Source organism: Pseudonocardia bannensis, from assembly GCF_012911875.1.
In the GTDB taxonomy this organism is placed as follows: domain Bacteria; phylum Actinomycetota; class Actinomycetes; order Mycobacteriales; family Pseudonocardiaceae; genus Pseudonocardia; species Pseudonocardia bannensis.
On the sequence record NZ_JAAXKZ010000006.1, the window covers coordinates 1 to 18,361 of the forward strand.

Annotated in this window: 15 protein-coding genes and 1 pseudogene; 10 read left to right on the forward strand and 6 right to left on the reverse strand. The window is 72.1% G+C overall.

Annotated features, from left to right (window positions below):
• The coding region (locus tag HF519_RS02885) for an AAA family ATPase (protein WP_169410045.1) at nt 1–1,239 on the reverse strand (1,239 nt) is incomplete at its 3' end.
• A gap of 236 nt (nt 1,240–1,475) precedes the next feature.
• Between HF519_RS02885 and HF519_RS02890 the strand changes: the two genes are divergently transcribed.
• From HF519_RS02890 to HF519_RS02900, 3 genes are all read left to right on the forward strand, one after another.
• Nucleotides 1,476–1,631, forward strand: a complete 156-nt coding sequence (locus tag HF519_RS02890) for a DUF6131 family protein (protein WP_169410046.1) — start codon at nt 1,476–1,478, stop codon at nt 1,629–1,631.
• Between the two features lie 423 nt (nt 1,632–2,054).
• On the forward strand, nt 2,055–3,305 hold the full coding sequence (locus HF519_RS02895; RefSeq protein WP_169410047.1) for a hypothetical protein: 1,251 nt from the start codon (nt 2,055–2,057) through the stop codon (nt 3,303–3,305).
• Between the two features lie 66 nt (nt 3,306–3,371).
• The gene (locus HF519_RS02900) at nt 3,372–6,320 is read left to right on the forward strand and encodes an FtsW/RodA/SpoVE family cell cycle protein (protein ID WP_312859861.1); all 2,949 of its coding nucleotides are present in this window, start codon (nt 3,372–3,374) and stop codon (nt 6,318–6,320) included.
• An 8-nt stretch (nt 6,321–6,328) separates the two neighbouring features.
• On the opposite strand, the gene HF519_RS02905 is transcribed toward HF519_RS02900, so the two are convergent.
• The gene (locus HF519_RS02905) at nt 6,329–7,324 is read right to left on the reverse strand and encodes a rod shape-determining protein (RefSeq protein WP_169410048.1); all 996 of its coding nucleotides are present in this window, start codon (nt 7,322–7,324) and stop codon (nt 6,329–6,331) included.
• 177 nt (nt 7,325–7,501) lie between these two features.
• Between HF519_RS02905 and HF519_RS32655 the strand changes: the two are divergent.
• The 5 genes and pseudogenes from HF519_RS32655 to HF519_RS02925 form a co-directional block, all read left to right on the forward strand.
• Nucleotides 7,502–7,552: pseudogene (locus HF519_RS32655) on the forward strand (hypothetical protein); the annotation flags it as partial.
• A 37-nt stretch (nt 7,553–7,589) separates the two neighbouring features.
• Complete coding sequence (locus tag HF519_RS32660; protein ID WP_312859867.1) at nt 7,590–7,727, forward strand: hypothetical protein; 138 nt, start codon at nt 7,590–7,592, stop codon at nt 7,725–7,727.
• Between the two features lie 177 nt (nt 7,728–7,904).
• Nucleotides 7,905–8,558, forward strand: coding sequence for a DUF1326 domain-containing protein (locus tag HF519_RS02915; protein ID WP_169410050.1), 654 nt, complete (start codon nt 7,905–7,907; stop codon nt 8,556–8,558).
• Nucleotides 8,555–9,394 carry a DUF2182 domain-containing protein gene (locus HF519_RS02920; RefSeq protein WP_169410051.1) on the forward strand — a complete coding sequence of 280 codons (840 nt, stop codon included), beginning with the start codon at nt 8,555–8,557 and terminating at the stop codon, nt 9,392–9,394. Before HF519_RS02915 ends, HF519_RS02920 begins: the two co-directional genes overlap by 4 nt.
• A 228-nt stretch (nt 9,395–9,622) precedes the next feature.
• Nucleotides 9,623–10,963: an acyl-CoA dehydrogenase family protein gene (locus HF519_RS02925; RefSeq protein WP_169410052.1), complete on the forward strand. Its 1,341-nt coding sequence runs from the start codon at nt 9,623–9,625 to the stop codon at nt 10,961–10,963.
• Nucleotides 10,964–11,041: 78 nt separating this feature from the next.
• Here HF519_RS02925 and HF519_RS33640 read toward each other — a convergent pair whose 3' ends face one another.
• Nucleotides 11,042–12,433, reverse strand: coding sequence for a DNA-binding protein (locus HF519_RS33640; protein WP_498072979.1), 1,392 nt, complete (start codon nt 12,431–12,433; stop codon nt 11,042–11,044).
• Nucleotides 12,434–12,536: 103 nt separating this feature from the next.
• On the opposite strand from HF519_RS33640, the gene HF519_RS02935 reads away from it, so the two are divergent.
• Both HF519_RS02935 and HF519_RS02940 read left to right on the forward strand, forming a co-directional pair.
• On the forward strand, nt 12,537–13,274 hold the full coding sequence (locus HF519_RS02935; protein WP_169410054.1) for a helix-turn-helix transcriptional regulator: 738 nt from the start codon (nt 12,537–12,539) through the stop codon (nt 13,272–13,274).
• Between the two features lie 168 nt (nt 13,275–13,442).
• Nucleotides 13,443–14,546, forward strand: a complete 1,104-nt coding sequence (locus HF519_RS02940; protein ID WP_169410055.1) for an FAD-binding oxidoreductase — start codon at nt 13,443–13,445, stop codon at nt 14,544–14,546.
• A 107-nt stretch (nt 14,547–14,653) separates the two neighbouring features.
• Here the strand turns inward: HF519_RS02940 and HF519_RS02945 are convergent, their stop codons facing one another.
• The 3 genes from HF519_RS02945 to HF519_RS02960 are packed head-to-tail and all read right to left on the reverse strand — an operon-like array spanning nt 14,654 to nt 18,359.
• The gene (locus tag HF519_RS02945) at nt 14,654–14,854 is read right to left on the reverse strand and encodes a hypothetical protein (protein ID WP_169410056.1); all 201 of its coding nucleotides are present in this window, start codon (nt 14,852–14,854) and stop codon (nt 14,654–14,656) included.
• A gap of 56 nt (nt 14,855–14,910) precedes the next feature.
• Entirely contained in the window at nt 14,911–15,954 is a 1,044-nt protein-coding gene (locus HF519_RS02950) for a hypothetical protein (protein WP_169410057.1), read from the reverse strand.
• A complete protein-coding gene (locus HF519_RS02960) occupies nt 15,951–18,359 on the reverse strand; it encodes a MaoC/PaaZ C-terminal domain-containing protein (protein WP_312859862.1) in 2,409 nt (802 codons plus the stop codon). The genes HF519_RS02950 and HF519_RS02960 overlap by 4 nt, the downstream gene beginning before the upstream one ends.
• Nucleotides 18,360–18,361 lie beyond the last annotated feature (2 nt).

Consider the following 18,361-nt stretch of genomic DNA (forward strand, 5'->3'; position numbering starts at 1 on the left):
CGTCCGGCCCGCCCGGATCGCATCGGCCACGGCCTCGACGGCGTCGTCCTGGCCGACGACGCGTCGGTGCAGCTCGTCCTCCAGGTGCAGGAGCCGGTTCCGCTCGGTGGCGGTCAGCCGGGCGACCGGGATCCCGGTGCTGCGGGAGACGACCTCGGCCACGTCGTCGGCGGTGATCTCGACACCGTCGCGGAGCGCCTCGCGCGCCACACCCAGCCCGGCCTCGGCGCGGTCGAGCTCGCCGGTGAGGATCTGGGCGCGTTCGTAGTCCTCGGCGTCGATGGCGACGTCGCGGGCCCGGCGCAATTGCTCCAGCTGCCGCGTGAGAGCCGCCGACGCGGGGTCGTCGGCTCGCGGGCGGATGCCGGCCCGCGCGGCGGCCCGGTCGATCAGGTCGATCGCCTTGTCGGGCAGGAACCGGTCGCCGAGGTACCGGTCGGACAGCTGTGCGGCCGCGACCGTGGCCGCGTCGCTGATCCGCACCCCGTGGTGGCGCTCGTAGCGATCGCGCAGGCCGCGCAGGATCGCGATCGTCTCCTCGACGGACGGCTCCGCCACCCGGACGGGCTCGAAGCGGCGCTCCAGTGCCGGGTCGGACCGGATGTGCCGGCGGTACTCCTCGGCCGTCGTGGCCCCGATGAGCTGGAGCTCCCCGCGGGCCAGCGCCGGCTTCAGGATGGTCCCGGCGTCCATCGCACCGCCCTCGGCCGCGCCGGCTCCGACCACCGTCTGCAGCTCGTCGACGAACAGCACCACCGACCGGTCCGCCGCGACCACCTCGTCGATCACACCGGTGAGCCGCTCCTCGAAGTCGCCGCGGTAGCGGGTGCCGGCCACCATCCCCGCCAGGTCCACCGCGACCACCCGCACCCCGCGGATCGCGTCCGGCACCTGCCCGTCCACCACCCGCTGGGCGAGGCCCTCCACGATCGCGGTCTTGCCGACGCCCGGGTCACCGACCAGCACCGGGTTGTTCTTCGTCCGCCGGGCCAGTACCTCGAGCAGGTCGTCGATCTCGGCCTCCCGACCGATCACCGGGTCCAGGGCGCCACGCTCGGCCGCGGCGGTCAGGTCGCGGCCGAAGCGGTCCAGCCGAGGGGTGGCCGAGGGCCCCGCCGGCCGGGAGCCGGCCTGCGTGCCCGACGCCGCGCCGCCCAGCGACGACTCCAGATTCCCGACGAGGCGGCCGACCAGGTCCTCCAGCGGACCGAACCCCGAGCCGAACCGATCATCAGGCATGCCGACCTCCCCGATCGCCGCCCGCGCGAGCCCGCAGGGCCGCGCGGCACCCCCGATGGTGCCCCTCCGGAGCGCCGGACGCCGCACCCATCCCGGCACCGACTCCGACCACGGGCACTGCAGGCGCCGGGATCGCACCCAATCGGCCGTAGGTAACGATTCGTGCCAGACCCGGCGAAACCGGATCCGCGGTTCTACCATTCGCTTCGCGTCCATGGTGGACCTACGGAGGTAAAATGATCATTCTCGGTTTGATCCTGCTACTTCTGGGCTTTTTCCTCGGCATCCAGATCCTGTGGATCTTGGGACTCATCCTCCTCGTGGTAGGGGTGGTCCTGGCCGTCCTGGGCGGGACCGGCCGGGCGGTCGCCGGACGGAAACACTTCTTCTGATCGATCTGCGCCGAACCCCGGTCCTCCGCCACGCGGCACGGGAGGATCGGGGTTTCTGCTGTCGGGTCCCGGCGGGGCCAGGGCCCGCCGGGAGATCCTGGGTCCTGCCGCTACCGGGCGGACCCGGCCGGACCCCGTTCCGCTCTGGCTTTTCGCACCGCGAAATGAGGTCGTTGGACCCAATCGCACACGAGGGCGGCGTAGTGGAATGGGCGCCTCGACGACGTCAGGGGGGCGGGTCATGGGCAGGGCTTCTGTCCCACGCACGAGCACCGCCATCTCCCCACTCGCCGGGTGGGACCCGGTACCGACCTGAGCCGGTCGACCGGCACGCGAACTGCGAGCGGTCAAGCAGACGGCCCCCGTGCACGCACGGCGTCGTGGCCGGCAGGAACGTCGGTACTCCGGTGAGGGTGGCGTGCGATGTCGACGACGGAAACCAACCGGTCCCAAGGGCACACGGCCGCCGCCGAACGGCGCAACGGCTCATCGGGGCCGACGTACGGCTCCGCCGAGGAGGCGACGAACGGCCTCCCGCCACCGGCGTCCGAGGTGGACGCCGACATCGACCTGCCCCGACTGCTCGAGCTCACCCGGCTCACACCGGTCCAGGCGCTCGCCATCGGGCTCGACGTCCTGTCCACCGTAGAGGCCCGGCACCGCGCCGGGGCGGCACCCGTCGGGTTCGATCTCGGGTCCGCCCACGTGGGCATCGACGGCCGGACCCGGCTGGACGGCCCGCTCGCCGAATCCGGGCCCACCCCCCGGCCGCGACGATCCGCCCTGGCCGACACGGGATCCTTGCTGGCCGCACTGGCGCGTGCCGCACGGCAGTCGCGCCGCGTGGACGAGCGCGCGCAGAGCACCATCGCCGCTCTCGACCGTGCCGCGGCCACGGCCGCGGCACCCGACGGACAGATCACGTCCGTGACCGCGCTGCTCCGGCAGGCCGACGCCACCGCCGGCGGTGCCGCGGCAGCCACCGCCGAGCTCGCAGGTCTGGTCGCCGCAGCGCTCGGCCGTCCGCCCGCGGCACGCGTGGCGGTCCCGCCGCGTCCCGCTCACCGCCGCCCGGCCGAGACCCGCCGCGCCCCGGCCCGCGGCGGCCTGCGAGGCGTCGGATCGGCCGTGGCCAGACGGACGTGGAAGTGGGCGCTCTCGCTGGCGGTGCTGGCCGCAGTCATCATGCTCGAGTTCGCGCTGCTGGGGGAGCACATCACCCGCGATGTCGCGGTGCTGATGAACGCCGGCCGGGCGGAGTCGTCCGAAGCGCCGACGCTGCCGCCCGCCCCGTCGGTGCCGGCACCCGCCCCTGCGGCCGCCGGCGCGGTCAGCGGGATGGACCTGCGCCCGCTGGGCCCGTGCAGCCCCGGCGCACCGTGCGAGGTCCGGCTGCTGGTCCGGCTGCAGCCACAGGCCGACCCGCAGACCGTGGACTGGGCCTTCCGGGTCGTGGACCGCTGCACCGGCGCTGCCGCGAACACACCGGGTCGCGCGGTCGAGGTGCTGCCGGACGGCGCGGACGTCTCCGTCGTCGACGCCGTGTCGTTGCCGCCGGGCCGGGCACTGGCCGTGTTCGCGGTGACGGACCGCCCCGGGACCGCGGCCAGCCCGCCCCTGCTCGTCCCGGCGCCCGGGTACTGCGAGGCGGACCCGCCCCCCGAACCCCGGTAGGCCCGACGACAGCCCGGACGACGACTGCGGTGGCGGTGGCGTGACAGCCGGAAGGGAGACCAGGTCGTGCTGAGCTTGGTGCGCGGCAGGACGGACGCGGTACCGGGATCCGAACACGCTCCGAGCCGGCAGCGGCGCCGGCAACGGCTCGGTGGTGCGTTCGACCTGCTGGCGGTCCTCGCCGCGCTGGTCATGGTCGGGCTGGGGCTGGCCAACCTCTGGGCCGTCGACGGCATGGCCATGGCCGTCCGGCAGGCCGCCATCGCCGGGGTGGGGGTCCTCCTGCTCGCACTGCTGTGGCGGTTCCGGGTCCGGTTGCTCACCGTGCTCGGCTGGGTCTGCTACTGCGGAGCGGTACTGATGCTGGGCGCCGTGCTCGTGGTCGGTCTGACCCTGAACGGCGCCACCCGCTGGATCGGCATCGGCTCGTTCACGTTCCAGCCCTCCGAACTGGCCAAGCTGGGTCTGCTGCTCGTCCTGGCCGCGGTTCTCGGCTCGGACCGTCCGGCGTGGCAGCGCTTCGTCCTCGCGGTGGCGCTCGCGCTGGTGCCGATCGTGCTCACCGTGCTGCAACCGGACCTGAGCACCACGACGCTGCTGGTCGTCCTCTCGGTCGCGATGCTGGTCGTCGGCCACATCCCGGCTCGGTTCCTGCTCCCGCTGTTCGCCGCGGCCGCGGTGCTGGCGCCGCTGGTCATCGGCCTGCTACGGCCCTACCAGGTCGAGCGGCTGGGAACGTTCCTCGCCGGCTCCCACGAGTCCCCCTCCGGGTCGGGCTGGGCGGTGCAGCAGGCGCGGATCGCGGTCGGGTCGGGGGCGGCGTTCGGCAAGCCCGGAGACCCCATCAACGTGCTGCGCGCCCAGTACCTGCCCGAGCGGGAGACCGACCTGGCACTGGCCAGTCTGGTCGGACAGTTCGGGCTCCTCGCGGGCGCCGCCGTGGTCGTGGCCGCGATCGTCCTGGTGTGGCGGCTGGCGCTGGCCAGCCGGGCGCCCCGGACGCCGCACGGTGCCCTGGTCGGCAGCGGGCTGGCGGTCCTGTTCGGGGTGGAGACCGTCGTGTCGTTCGGCGGGAACCTGGGCCTGCTGCCGCTGGCCGGGGTGCCGTTCCCCCTGCTGAGCTACGGCGGCACGGCGTTGGTGGTGCATCTGGCGGCGATCGGGGTCGTGCTCGGGGTCCGTCGCGACGGCGCGCGCCGGCGACTGTGGGCGGTGCCGCGGGTACGCAACCGCCGGCCGCGGATGGTCCGCGCGCTCGCGCTCGGGCTCAGCGCGCTGCTGGTCGCGTTCGGACTCTACGGATGGCGGCTGCAGGTCGACCACGGGGAGGCGCTGCACGCCGCGGCGGAGAACCAGATGAACCGGTGCATCCGGCTCCCCGCCCCCCGCGGCACCATCACCGACCGGCACGGCGCGGCGCTGGCGACCGACACCAGCGGTGCCGGCTCCGGACTGGCAGAGGTCCTCGCGGTGCCGGCGTTGCTCCGCGCCGCCCCCGACGCCGTCGGCCGGTTGGCCGCCCTGACCGGGCAGCCGGTCGACGGCGTGCAGTCCGCCGTGAACGGCGTCCCGCCGACGACACTCGCGGTGAAGGTGGCCGAGGTACCCGTCGCCACCGGTGCGGAGGTCGGCGCCGCCGGGATCACCGGGGTGCTCGTCGTCCCGAAACCGCGACGCCTCTACCCCACCGGCCCCCTGCTCGCCCCGGTCCTGGGCTTCGCCGGGGTCGCCACCCCGGCCGATGTGGAGCGGTGGCCGGACCTGCCGCCCGGTGAGATCGTGGGCCGGGCCGGGCTCGAGCAGCAGTACGACTCGGTGCTGCGCGGGGTCAACGGAGAGCAGTGCGTGTTCGTGGACCCGACCGGGGTGCCGGTGGCGATGGGCGCGCGCATCGAGCCCGTTCCGGGCGCCGACGTGCGGCTCTCCCTCGATCTCGGGCTGCAGCAGCAGCTCACCGCAGGTCTCGCGGGCGCACTGCGGGGCCAGAAGCGGTCGGCGCTCGGCGCAGCCGTCGCGATGGACCCGCGCGACGGCCAGATCCTGGCGATCGCCAGCCTGCCGTCGTTCGACAACAACCTCTACGGTCCGCCGATCGACGCACGCGCGCTGCAGAACGCCGCATCGGCTCCCGGCAATCCGATGCTCGAACACGTGACCCAGGCGAGCGTGCCGCCCGGGTCGACGTTCAAGCTCGTGGTGGCCGCGGCGAACATGGTGCACCCGACGTTCCCACCGGACCAGGTGCTGCCGACCGGGGCCAGCTTCACCCTGGGCGGCCACACGTTCGACAACTGGCAGCCCATGGGACCGATGAACCTGGTCCAGTCGATCGCCTGGTCCAACGACGTGTACTTCTACAAGCTCGCCGCCGCCATGGGTCCGGATCCGATGATCGAGACCGCGCGGGCGCTCGGGGTGGGCCGGCCGACCGGTATCGATCTGCCGGCCGAGTCCCCCGGCTACCTCGGTACCCCCGACACCGTCGACGAGATCGGGGCCCACTGGTACGGCGGGTCGACGGTGATCCTCGGGATCGGTCAGGGCTACCTGCACCTCACCCCGCTGCAGAACGCCCGGCTCACCGGAGCCATCGCGACCGGCAACCTGGTCGCCCCGAGGCTGGGCCTCGCCACCGGGACCGATCAGTCGGCCTACACGGCGCTACCGCCCTCGGCGACGACGCCCGTGCCGTTCGCCTCCTCGCTGGGCCCGGTCCGCGACGGCATGCTCGCCGCGGTCACCGGCGGGACGGCCCGCCGGCTCTCCGACCTGGGGGTCCCGGTGGGCGCGAAGACCGGCACCGCGCAGGACGGCGCCCTGCAGAGCGATCACTACGACAACTGGATGACGGCGGCCGCGCCGATGAACGACCCGAACATCGTGATGACGGCGATGGTCCAGGGTCCCGGTCTCGGATCCAACAACGCGGGGATCGTGGTGCACGACGCGATGCGGTACTACCTCGACCACCAGGCCGAGATCCTCGCTACCGGCCCGCTGCAGGGGCCCCCGTAGCCGACCGGCTACGCCCGGCCGTAGGCGTCGAGCAGCACGGGGTTGCGCAGGGAACGCGCCGCCCCTTCGGCCACGCAGGTCAGCGGCTGCTCGGCCAACTTGATCGGGAAACCGAAGGCCCGTTCCAGACCCTGGTCGAAACCGCGGGCCAGCGAGCCACCTCCGAAGACGAGGACCCCGTCGGCCAGGACGTCGCCGACGGCCTGTGGGGGCAGGTCGTCCAGGCAGGCCGACAGCGTCTGCGTGATCGCCTCGGTGACCGGCCGGAGGACCTCGGTGATCTCGGCGACCGGGACGGTCGCCAGCCGCGGCCGGCCGGTGGCGGCGTCGCGGCCCTGCACGACGACCGACGGTTCCTCCTCGGCCCCCGCGCGGATCTTGATCGCCTCGGCGTCCAGCTCACCGGCGAGGAGTTGGTGGTGTTCGCGCAGGTAGTGGTAGACGGCCAGGGTCATCTCGTCCCCGGCGACCCGGCAGGACCGGTGGGCGATGATCCCGCCGAAGCAGAAAGCGGTCACCTCGGCCGTTCCGCCGCCGACGTCGACGACCATGTGGACCCGGCGCTCCAGGGGGTCGATCCCGCAACCGACCGCGCCCGCGATCGACTCGTCGAGCGACGTCGCCCGGCTGATCCCCGCCTCGTCGGCGGCCTCGAGCAGGGCCCGGCGCTCGAGGGCGGTGGCCCCCACGGGCACGCCGATGACCGCACGGATCCGGCCGCGTTGCCACGGTCGCGGTGCGATCCGGCGCAGGATCGCCCGCAGGTACACCCGCGCCGTCTCCAGGTCGGTGATGACCCCGTCGTGCAGCGGGCGCACGGCGGCGATGCCCATGGGCGCTCGCCCCACCAGGTCCGACGCGCTGCGGCCGACCGCCAGCACCCGCTGCCGGCGCACACCGCCGGTGCGGAGCAGCATGACGGTCGGCTCGTCCAGCACGATGCCCTGGGCGACGTCGCACACCACGGTGTTCGCGGTGCCGAGATCGATGCCGAGCTCGGCCACTGGTCCTCCCCCCTGCGGTCGAACCAAAGTCTGCGGCGCGGCAGACGGGCGGTCCAGGGCAATTGGCCTCTGTCGACGCGTTGTCCGATGTAGTAGTCCAGAGGCCGCCGGCCCCTGGACGGATGCGCCGGCCGGACCGCAGCCCGTCCTGCGCGACGGTGAACGGGGCCCGCGACGGTGGCGTTCCTCGGCAGCAACCTCGGCAACACCACCCCGGCGGAGCGCACGGCCCTGCTCGCCGAGATCGCCGCAACGCGGCGTCCGGGTGACGGCCTGCTGGTTCCACCGGCCTCGGTTCCTGGCCGACATGGTCGCCCACGGGTTCGTCTCGGCCACCCAGTGGATCCACGCGGTGTGGCAGTACGGGATCGTCCTGCTCGACCGCGCGCCGTACACGCCGTAGCCCGCAGGCCTGCGGCTGCAGCGGTGCGCCGCGGCGGCACTCGACGGCCGCCCCGGGCAGGTCTGCCTCGGCGGTCGCACCCGAGGACGTGACCAACGGCCCTGGCGCCCGCAGGGCGGGACCGCCAATCTGCCCCCTCTGCCCGGATCGATGAACCTCGGCCTGCGGAGGGACACCATGGCCGCTCCGACAGCTCAGCGATGGCAGCTCCAGGGCGCATGGTTCGACGCGTGCAAGTGCTCGATCCCGTGCCCGTGCTCGTGGGCGCAACCGCCGACCTACGGGGACTGCGACGGCGTGCTGCTCTGGCACATCCGCGAGGGGAACTACGGCGACACCAGGCTGGACGGACTCAACGTGGCCATGCTCGCGTCGTTCGTGGGCAACGTCTGGGGCGAGCACAGAGACGCCTATGCCGCCGTGTTCGTCGACGAGCGGGCCGACGATCCGCAGCGGGAAGCGCTACAGATGATCTTCGGGGGGCAGGCGGGTGGCTGGCCCGCCCAGTTCGGCGAGGTGTTCGGTGCCGAGATCCGCGGAATGGAGTACGTGCCCATCCGCGTCTTTATCGCGGAGGATCTCGCCACGTGGAGTGTCGAGATCCCGGGCAAGGCGGCGGCCACGGTCGAGGCCCTGTCCGGGCCCACGACCCCGGAGGGCGCCCGGGTGCAGGTCCACAACCTGCCGGGCGCCGAGGTCGGGCCGGGCCAGGTGGCCACCTGGGGTCGGGCGACCTCGGACCGCGCGGACGCGTACGGATTCCGCTGGGAGCGCAGCGGCAACTCCAGCAAGCACATGCCCTTCGACTGGAGCGGCCCGGACGCGACATGACATCGCGGGCGGGCACTCCTCGCCGCGGGCCCGACACCCCGCCGCTGCGGCGCTGGTCGCGGGCCGAGCTCGCGCTCGCCGGCTTGCTGTTCGCGCTGTCGGCGACGGCGTGGTCACTCACCCACCGCCTCGCCATGCCCGAGATGAGCGCCGGCATCCTCACCGGGGCCCATCCCATGGACGGGACTCCCATGGACGGGGCGATGCGACCGGGGGCCGCGGGCGCCGGGCTGTTCCTCGCCACGTGGGTCGTGATGATGGCGGCGATGATGCTCCCGAGCATCGCTCCGTTCACGGTGGGGATGACGCGTCTCATGCGCGCCGGCGGGGCGGGCTGGGCCGGTACTGCCGCGCTGACCACGGGATACTTCATCGTCTGGACCGGATTCGGCCTGGTGGCGTACGTGGTGGTGCTGGGTTTCGAAGCGCTCGCGGGCGGACCGGCCGAGCCGGCTGCGCGCGTGGGGGCGGCGGTTCTCCTGGCAGCCGGGCTCTACCAGTTCACCCCGCTCAAGAGGGTGTGCCTGCGGCACTGCCGGTCGCCCGCGCTGCTCGTGCTGCAGCACGGCCAGGAAGCGGTGCGAAGCCGGTTCGGGGCGTTCCGGGCCGGCATCGGCCACGGTGGCTACTGCCTCGGGTGCTGCTGGGCACTGATGGCCGTGCTGCTCGCCGCCGGCGTGATGAGCCTGATCTGGATGGGCGCCATCGCGGCGGTGGTCGCGGTGGAGAAGGTGAACCGGTACGGAGAGACGATCAGCCGCGTGTTCGGCGGGTTGCTCGCCCTCATCGCCGTCGTCGTGCTCGTCGAGCCGAGCGTCGTGGCCGTGCTGAGCTGATCGGGCCTGATCGGCCGTACCGAATGCCCCGTGCCGCGGGCGCACGCCTCTCGTGCCCGCCCGGTCGCCGCCCGCCGGCGCCTCGGGTGCTGTTCGTGCCACCTCCCTTCACACACCGAGCTCGGTGACTGCATCGTGAGCCTCGGGTTGCGCCGGTGGACGTTCTGACGGTTGCGCTTCGAGTCCGGCGTTCCCCGGCGATCCGCTGGCAGACGGGAGAACATTCAGATGGCTATCGACTTCACGCTCACTCCGGAGCAGAAGAAAGTCCAGATGGTGGCGCGGGACTTCGCGGAGAATGTGCTCGCCCAGGTGGTCCGCGAGGCGGACCGGGAGCCCGACCCCTTGAAAGCATTCCAGCTGACGAAGCCGGCGTACGTCGAGGCCTACAAGCGGGGTATAGCGTTCGGCATGCTGCCCAAGGAGTACGGCGGAGGAGGCCTGACCAACATCGAGCTGATTCTCGCGGCCGAAGAGATCTGCGCCGTCGACCCCGGTTTCGCCTGCACGGTCCTGGTCAACGGACTGGCCCTGCTGCCCGTGTGGTACTGGGGTACCGAGGAACAGAAGAAGCGCATCATGGGCGCGGCCACCTCCGACTCCTCCGGCGCGTGGATCGCCGGTTACGCGGCGAGCGAGCCCCCGGGCTCACCGGGCGGTACCGCGAACTTCGACACCCCGCTGCCGCACCCCGTCGGCATCGGCGTCACCGCCCGCCAGGACGGCGACAGCTACGTGCTGAACGGTCGCAAATACTGGCCGTGCAACGTGGGCGGCTGGGACGGGGAAGGAGCCGACGTCAACCTCGTCGTGGTCCGGACGGATCCGGAGAAGGGCGGCACGGAAGGGCTTTCGGCCGTCCTCGTCGAGCGCGGTACGCCCGGCGTCACCTACAACATCATCGACAGCTTCGGACACCGCCTCACGCCGAACTCCGAGATCATCTTCGAGGACGCCAGAATCCCGGCGAACAACCTGATCGAGGGCACCTTCGGGAACGGCGACCTACTCATCAACCGGAACTTCGCGTGGTCGGGGCCGGTCGCCGGAATCGCCGCCGTGGGCGTCGCCAGGGCAGCCTACGAAGCGGCTCTCACCTGGGCACGCACCTACACCGCCGGCGCACCCCATCCGATGATCCACTTCCAGAACGTCGGCTACGTGCTGGGCGACGTCGCGGCACGTATCGAGGCCTGCCGGTACTTCTGCTGGAAGGCGGCCCATTACATCGACGAGCACGGTTATCACGGTGAACTCATCGGCGCCATGAACAAGACCTACTGCACGGAGACACTGTTCGACAGTGTCTACAAGTGCATGCAGGTGGTGGGGGTGAACAGCGCGGACAAGAAGCACATGTTCGAGAAGTACCTGCGCGAAGCAGCCATCTTCCCGATCTACGACGGCGGCAATTTCGGCATGCAGCGCCGTCGGGTGCACGGCGTCCTGGCCAGCCCCGGCTTCAATCCGCGCGCGCTGATGGACAACGAGTTCGTCGAATTCACCAAGGACATGGAGACCATCGACACCATCGCACACGTGGAGGCGAAGTCGCCCGCCCACATCTAGCCTGCGCAGGCATCCGGCCGGACACCACGAGACCCGATGTGGCGTCCGGCCGGTGCCCGGGGCCCGAGGCCCCGCCGGTCAGATGCTGAGCACGGTCCGCAGTCTCGGCACGTGGCGGCGCGCTACCGGGATGACCTCCCGGCCGTGATGCTGCGTGCTCACCGTCAGCGTTCCCTTGCAGAATCCCTGATCGACCTCCCGAATTCGCTGCACGTTCACGAGATAGCCTCGGTGGACACGAAGGAAGCCGAACGGGGCGAGCTCGCGTTCGACGTTGTCGATTCCCCGACTCGCCGCCCGCACCCGCCCCCGATCCGTCACGAGCCACACGGCGTGCCTGTCGGCCTCCGCGTACCGGATCTCGTTGGGCGTCAGGATGATCAGTCGGTTCTCGCAGATTCCGACGATGCGGTTTCGAGCACCCTCCATCACTTCGGCCGGGACGTGTACGGGCTCTCCCTGCGGACTGTCCGTACTCACGAGCAGCACCCCGATGAACCCGTTGTCCGACGTGACGGGCCGGAACTCGAACGTCGTCTCGATGGAGAGGAGATCGAGCCGGCCGGTCCCGATCCAGCTCGGCTCCTTCGTGGCACGAAGGCCGGCCTCGGCGGCGATCTCCCGGAGTCGAGGTGAGGCCGCGCGCCACCGTTCGCCGGGTTCGAGTGCGGGGATCGCCGGAAGGCGGTCCTCCAGGGTTCGCGCGCGGTGATTGGCCGCGACGACGTTCCCGCCGGCGTCGACGGCGACGACCGCGTCGTCCGCTGTGGCCTTGCGCTCCGCCTCGAGGAATGCCTTGACCAGGTCCGCCCCATCGCGCACCGCCCGCTCGAGAAGCAGGCTTCTCAGGGGCGCCACCGCGCGTTCCAGCCCACTCGAGATCGCTCGCGACGGGTCCTGCCTCCAGAAGGAGATGTTCAGGACCGCGACGGGCTGATCGGTCACCGGATCCTTGACCGAGACACCGTTGCAGGTCCATTCATGCAGACAGGAGCACCAGTGTTCGGGGCCACGCACCGATACCGGGCGCGTCCGACCCAGAGCAGTACCCATTCCGTTCGTCCCGGCCGCGGCCTCCGACCAGGTGAACAGCGGTGCAAGGTTGCTCTGCGCTGCTCGTCGCCGGATCTCGTCGGCTCCCCAGCTCCCGAGGATCCGACCGGAGCCGTCGGTGACCGTCGTGAGGGATCCGTCGGTGTGGTCCGCGAGGGACGCCGCTATTCCGCCGAGCTGTGTGAAAACGCTGTCCTGCAACAGCGAGGTACCACCCGCGCCGATCGAGGGCGGCGGGCTCGTGCGCAACGGGTCGACCAGGTACCGGTCCCGGCTGCGATACCACGAGAGCAGAATCAGGCAGGGTACGCCCTGGACATCGTCGTCACCCGCGACGAATCTCTCCCACGCCGCTCGGGTGCGGCGCCCCCGTTCCCCGAACGCCCCTCTCACCACGTGCGGCGCCGTCGTGTCCATTCCTGATCCCTACGGGTCGGGGGGCGAGTGCGCCGGCGGCCCGGGGGCTCTGCCCGATCGCATGTTATTAGACTATGGCCATCCGCTTTATTAGGGTAGGGCCGTGGGGGCGAACGGAATGACCGCGCGTCACAAGGCGCACGGGGCGCTCGCCGTGGCCAGCCGGGTGCAACTGCTGGACGCGTTACGCGCCGGCGAGGGGGCACTGGACGCACGAGAGCTGGCGGCGGCCTGTGGGCTGCACGTCAGCACGGTCCGCTTCCACCTGGAGGTCCTGGGCGAGGCGGGACTGGTACGAAGCCATACCGAACCGGCCACCCGCAGGGGGCGTCCGAGGCTGCTCTACACCCCGGCCAGCACCGGTGACACCGGCACCCCGGACCAGACCGGCGGCTACCAGCTACTCGCCGGCGTCCTCGCCGCGCACTGGGCCGACACCCCCGCCGAACGGTCGCGCCGCGCCGAGAGTGCCGGCCGCGCCGTGGCCACGACGAAGCGGCTCGCGCCGCCACCCTCGACGGTCCTGACCTTGGAGGAATCCGTCGCCCAGGTGAGTGGCATGTTCGCCGAGCTCGGCTTCGAGCCCGATGTCACCCGGGACGGGGAGGACCTGCAGATCCGACTGCACACCTGCCCGTTCCGGGCCGTCGCTGCCGAGCACCCGGATGTCGTGTGCTCCCTGCACCTGGGCCTGCTCCGGGGAGCCCTGACCGAGTTGCGGGCGCCCGCCACCGTGAGCAGCCTGGTGCCCTTCGTCGAACCGCACCTGTGCGTCGCACACATCGCCCCCGCGGACCCGGTACCGGATGAGCCGGGCACGAGCGCGGGGGACCGCCGATGACGACGGCCGTCGAGCCGGTCGCTCCCCCCACCGGCGGGACGTGCGAAGCGAACCCGACCGGTCCGAACCGGCGAGAAGAGAGAACCGCACCCACCCATGACCGCAGGAGTCTCGTTCCCCGCGAACCCGCCAGAACCCGCCGAGCCCACACCGGCCGAGGCGGCGAGGATGGTGACGACCGTCCAGGCGAGCTGGGCGGCCGTCGAGCCGCACTCCGACGAGCTGGCACGACTGTTCTACGGGCTGTTGTTCCAGCGCGCCCCGCAGACCCGGAACCTGTTCCCGATCAACATGCAGGTGCAACGCAGCCGGCTGCTGCGAGCCGTGGTGCACGTCGTTCAGATGGTCGACCGGCCCGAGGACCTGGCCCCGTTCCTGGCTCAGCTCGGCCGCGACCACCGCAAGTTCGACGTCGTCGCCGAGCACTACGAGGCGCTCGGGGCGGCGCTGCTGGGCGCGGTCGAGCACTTCTCCGGTGACGCCTGGACCCCGGCCGTCGCCCGCGCCTGGACCGACGCCTACGCCATCGTGTCGCGTCACATGCGGGCCGCCGCCGACGCCGAACGCGGCCCGAGGTCCTGGCTGGGGCGGGTGGTCAGCCACCGACAGGTCGGCTGGGACCTCGCCATCGTCACGGTGCAGACCACGGAGCCGATCCCGTACCACGCCGGCCAGTACCTCAGCGTGGAGACCCCGCAGCGGCCGCGGCTGTGGCGGTACCTGTCCCCCGCGAATCCGCCCCGGGACGACGGAATGCTGGAGTTCCACGTCCGCAGGGTCGAGGGCGGCTGGGTCAGCCGCGCCATCGTCGCGCACGCCCGCCCGGGCGACACCTGGCGGATCGGGCCGCCACTGGGCAGCCTCCACCTGAGCCCCACCGCCGACCGGGGACTGCTCCTGATCGCCGGCGGCACCGGCGTGGCGCCGATCAAGGCCCTGCTCACGGGACTCGCCGAACAGGGCCAGACCCGGCGCACCCAGATGTTCTTCGGCGGGCGCACCCGCGATGACCTCTACGCCCTGCCCGATCTGCGCGCGCTGTCCTACACCCATCCCTGGCTCGACATCGTCCCGGTCCTCGAACACGACCCCGACAGCGCCGGAGCGGAGCCCGGGACGCTGGCCGACGCGGTGACCCACTACGGCGCCTGGGCCGACCATGACGTGATTGTCTGCGGCTCCCCCGCCATGATCCGCGCCACGGTGACCCGGATGCTGGTCGCCGGCACGCCACTCGACCGCATCCGCTACGACCCGTTCGCCATGGACTAGCCACAGCCGAGCGCCCATCTCGTCGGCCCGCTGCTGCTGCGTGGACCGGGCGTCGCGCTCCTCCGGCGCCGGTCCCGCCGAGGCAGCGAGCTACCGGCGGGCCCGGTTCAGCCGGACATCCGGTCGAGCGCGTCCTCCGCCGCCGAGATGAGGCGCAGCGCCTCGACGAGCGCCGCGGCGGCGAGCGAGCCGGGCGGCGGGCTACCGGGCAGGCCTTCCCTCCTCAGCTCCTCGGCGGCGTCGCCCAACAGCTCATAGGCGCGGCTGCGGGCCTGCTCGAAGTCGGCCAGGTGTTCGGGGGTCACCATCTCGTACGCCTCTCCCCATCGGTGTCCGTGTCAGGTACCCCGGGCCGCGGGCGCAGTCACGTCGAACCGGCCCGCTTCGGGATGTGCAGCGTGCACGCTCCGTCCGGGCGGGCCGGATCGGCGACGACGACGTGGGGGTGGCCGTACCACCTCTGCGGGGCGAGGGTGTTCCACCCCGGGCAGTGCGTGCAGTACACCGGCAGCGTGTCCCGCCCCGCGGTGAGCACCCCGCCGCCGCGTACCCGCGGCAGCGCGTCCGGACCCGCGTAGGCGCCCCCGGCGACGAGCCGGCCCCCGCTGCCGCAGAGCGCCTGCTCCAGCACGAACCGGTCCGGTTCCTCGCGGACCTCGACGGTTCCCATGTGCTGCTTGAGCAGGAAGGTGAAGGCGTGCGCCAGGTCGCGGGCCGGCAACGCCTCCCACTTGTCGATGCCCGCGCGCTGGCCCTGCGCGACGTCGAGGTGGAACTGCAGCAACCCGTCGGGTCCGCGTTCGGCGAGCACGTGCGCGAACGACTCGGCCATCACCCGGATCAGCCGGTCGTGCAGCGGCACGAACTGGCCCGCCTCCTTGCGGTCGAGCAGTTCCCGGGCCCGCTCCACCTCCCCGCCCTCCAGCGCGGCGGCCACCTGCTCGGCCATCCCCCGCTGCTCGGCGTCGAACCGCTGCTCGCCGAACTCCAGCAACGCGACGCACTCGCGCGCCTCGTCGGCCGGGCTGCTCAACGGCCCCGGCGGGGGTGGTGCGTCCCCCCACACCTGCTCCATGATCCGGACGAAATCCGACCGGAAGCGGTGCACCACCACAGCGGCACCAGCGGCTGCCCCCGAACCCGCGGCGGTGTCCTCGCTCATCCGCAGCTCGTCGAGGATCACGCGCACGGTGATCCCCAGCCCGCGGTACATCAGGGAGTACTCCTTGGCCAGTGAGCGGGTCTGCCCGTCCCCCTCGCGGACGAGCCGCAGCGCGGCCGCGACGTCACCGGCGTCCAGCGCCGCACGCACGGCGTCGCTGAGCCGCCGGCCCCACTGCTCCATCGGTACCGACGCCGGACCCGACCCCGACCCTGCCGCCGGGGCGCCCCCGTCCCGGCCGCTCATGCGCCGAAGTAGCGTCGGTTGACGTGCTCGGCCACGCAGACCGGCTTGTCGCTGCCCTGCAGTTCCACCGTGTAGCGCATGACCACCTGCACTCCCCCGTCGATCTCCGCGGCGTCGACCAGCTCGACCGCCGCCCTGATCCGGCCACCGGCGGGCACCGGCGCCGGGAACCGCACCCGGTTCAACCCGTAGTTGACGCCCATGTCCGAGCCCTCGAAGCGGACCACCTGCGGGGCGAACTCCGCGATGAGCGCGAGGGTCAGGAACCCGTGGGCGATCGTGGTGCCGAACGGACCCTCGGCGGCTCGCGCGTGGTCCAGGTGCAGCCAGTGGTGGTCGCCGGTCGCGTCCGCGAACAGCCGGATCCGGGCCTCGTCGACGACCACCCAGTCGCTGCGGCCGAGGAAGTCGCCCTTCGCAGCCACGACCTCGGCGGCCGAGCGGAACACCCGGGCACCGGACCGGCCGGCGGTTCCGTCACCGGCCCCCATCGGTTCGACGATGAAGTCGGAGAGGTCCGCCGCCTCGGTCATGCGCGAGTAGTCCACGACACGCCAGGGCGCGTTCGTGACGACCCGGCCCTGCTGGTTGCGGTACCACGTGTCCATCCCGGGATGGCTCCAGATCATCGCGTCGTGAGCCTCGTCGACGCGCCGGTTGTAGGCCTCGTTCACCTCCGGCCGGCACTCGACGGCGCCGATCCGCTGCTCGATCATCGTGCAGATCAGGTCGATGACGTAGCGGACCTGGCACTCGGCGATCCAGATGTAGCTGCCGCCGTGGCCGAGGTTGGTGTTGGGCCCGTAGAGGAAGAACAGGTTGGGGAAACCCGGTGTGGTGATGCCCAGATGGGCCCGCGCGTCGTCCTCTCCCCAGGCCTCGCGGATCGACCGGCCGGAGCGGCCACGCAGGTCCAGCGGGTGCAGCAGGCGTTGGGCCTCGAAACCCGTCGCGAACACGATGACGTCGGCCTCGTGCTCCTCGCCCGCGGCGGTGCGGAACCCGGTCTCGGTCACCTCGGTGACGCCGTCGGTGACCAGGTGCACGTTCGGGCGGCGCAGCGCGGCGAACCAGCCGTTGTCGATCAGCATCCGCTTGCCGAACGGGGGGTACTGGGGCAGAGCCTTGGCCTGGAGGTCCTCGCGGCCCTCGAGCTGCTCGCGCAGGTAGCGGGTGAAGAACTCGCGGTGGCCGTCGTTGACCGCGTTGACCGCCCGCTCGGGGTGCGGCCACTCGGGATCGATCTGAAGCGACGGGTGGACCTTGTCGGTGAAGGTCCAGGCCAGCCGGAACCGGTACCACTCGTGGTAGTAGGGGACGTTCTCCATCAGCCAGTGCAGGTCGTCACCGACGGGGCGGAAGTAGTTCGCGTTCGGGGCCGCCCACTGCGGCGAGCGCTGGACGACCGTGAGGTGGGCGACCTCGTCGGCGATCGCCGGCACGATCTGCATCGCACTGGCCCCGGTGCCGATGACCGCGACCCGCTTGCCCCGCACGTCGAGGCCCTCGGGCCAGCGTGCGGAGTGGAACAACGGGCCGCGGAAGCTGTCCTGACCGGGCAGGTTCGGCATCTTGGGCCGGTTGAGCTGGCCGACGGCGGTGATGACCGCGTTGGCGACGTAGGTGTGCTCGCGGCCGTGCTCGTCGCGGGCGGCGACGGTCCACCGCCGGCCGGCCTCGTCGTAGGACGCGGCGACCACCTCGGTACCGAACCGGATCGATCCCAGCAGATCGCACTGCCGGGCCATCTCCTGGACGTAGCCGACGACCTCGTCGCGCTTGCCGAAGTGGGTGGACCACTGCCGGGGGAAGAAGGAGAACGAGTACAGGTAGCTCGGGGTGTCGACACCGCAGCCCGGGTACCGGTTCTCCAGCCACGTCCCGCCCACCTGCTGGTTCTTCTCCAGGACGACGTGGGAGATCCCTGCCTCGCGCAGGGCCCGCGCCGCGGTGAGACCGGAGACCCCGGCCCCGATGACGACGACGGAGAAGTCGGCGGCGCCGCCACCCTGCGGCCGGCGCGCCGGCGCCTGGGCGAAGCCCATCTCCCGGGCCATCATCGGCTCGTACTCGGCCGGGACGGGCTCACCCACGCAGGTGCTCATCATCTCCAGCAGCAGGTCCCCGGTGGGCGCCGGGACGGCGGCCGGGGTCCCGGCGTTCCAGGCCTGGACGGCCTCCACCGCCGCCTCCCGGATCCGGCGCTGCACGTCGTCGTCGAACCCGCCGAGGTCGTGGTCGCTCATGCCCTTGGTGCGGGTCGGCCGGAACGGGTCCGCAAGCCACCGCCGCTCACCGGTGAGCTGGTAGAGAACCATCAGCAGCGTCGGCAGGTTCGCCGCGGCGACCGCCGAGCGCAGTCGCTCGGCATCGATCGGGGTGCTCTGGTCAACTGCGATGGGCACGG

What these genes read in the sequence shown, in the direction of transcription:
- HF519_RS02890 (WP_169410046.1), top strand. Translation starts at nt 1,476, where the DNA reads ATGATCATTCTCGGTTTGATCCTGCTACTTCTGGGCTTTTTCCTCGGC.
- HF519_RS02895 (WP_169410047.1), top strand. Translation starts at nt 2,055, where the DNA reads ATGTCGACGACGGAAACCAACCGGTCCCAAGGGCACACGGCCGCCGCC.
- HF519_RS02915 (WP_169410050.1), top strand. Translation starts at nt 7,905, where the DNA reads ATGGCCGCTCCGACAGCTCAGCGATGGCAGCTCCAGGGCGCATGGTTC.
- HF519_RS02920 (WP_169410051.1), top strand. Translation starts at nt 8,555, where the DNA reads ATGACATCGCGGGCGGGCACTCCTCGCCGCGGGCCCGACACCCCGCCG.
- HF519_RS02925 (WP_169410052.1), top strand. Translation starts at nt 9,623, where the DNA reads ATGGCTATCGACTTCACGCTCACTCCGGAGCAGAAGAAAGTCCAGATG.
- HF519_RS33640 (WP_498072979.1), bottom strand. Translation starts at nt 12,433, where the DNA reads ATGGACACGACGGCGCCGCACGTGGTGAGAGGGGCGTTCGGGGAACGG.
- HF519_RS02940 (WP_169410055.1), top strand. Translation starts at nt 13,443, where the DNA reads ATGGTGACGACCGTCCAGGCGAGCTGGGCGGCCGTCGAGCCGCACTCC.
- HF519_RS02945 (WP_169410056.1), bottom strand. Translation starts at nt 14,854, where the DNA reads ATGGTGACCCCCGAACACCTGGCCGACTTCGAGCAGGCCCGCAGCCGC.
- HF519_RS02950 (WP_169410057.1), bottom strand. Translation starts at nt 15,954, where the DNA reads ATGAGCGGCCGGGACGGGGGCGCCCCGGCGGCAGGGTCGGGGTCGGGT.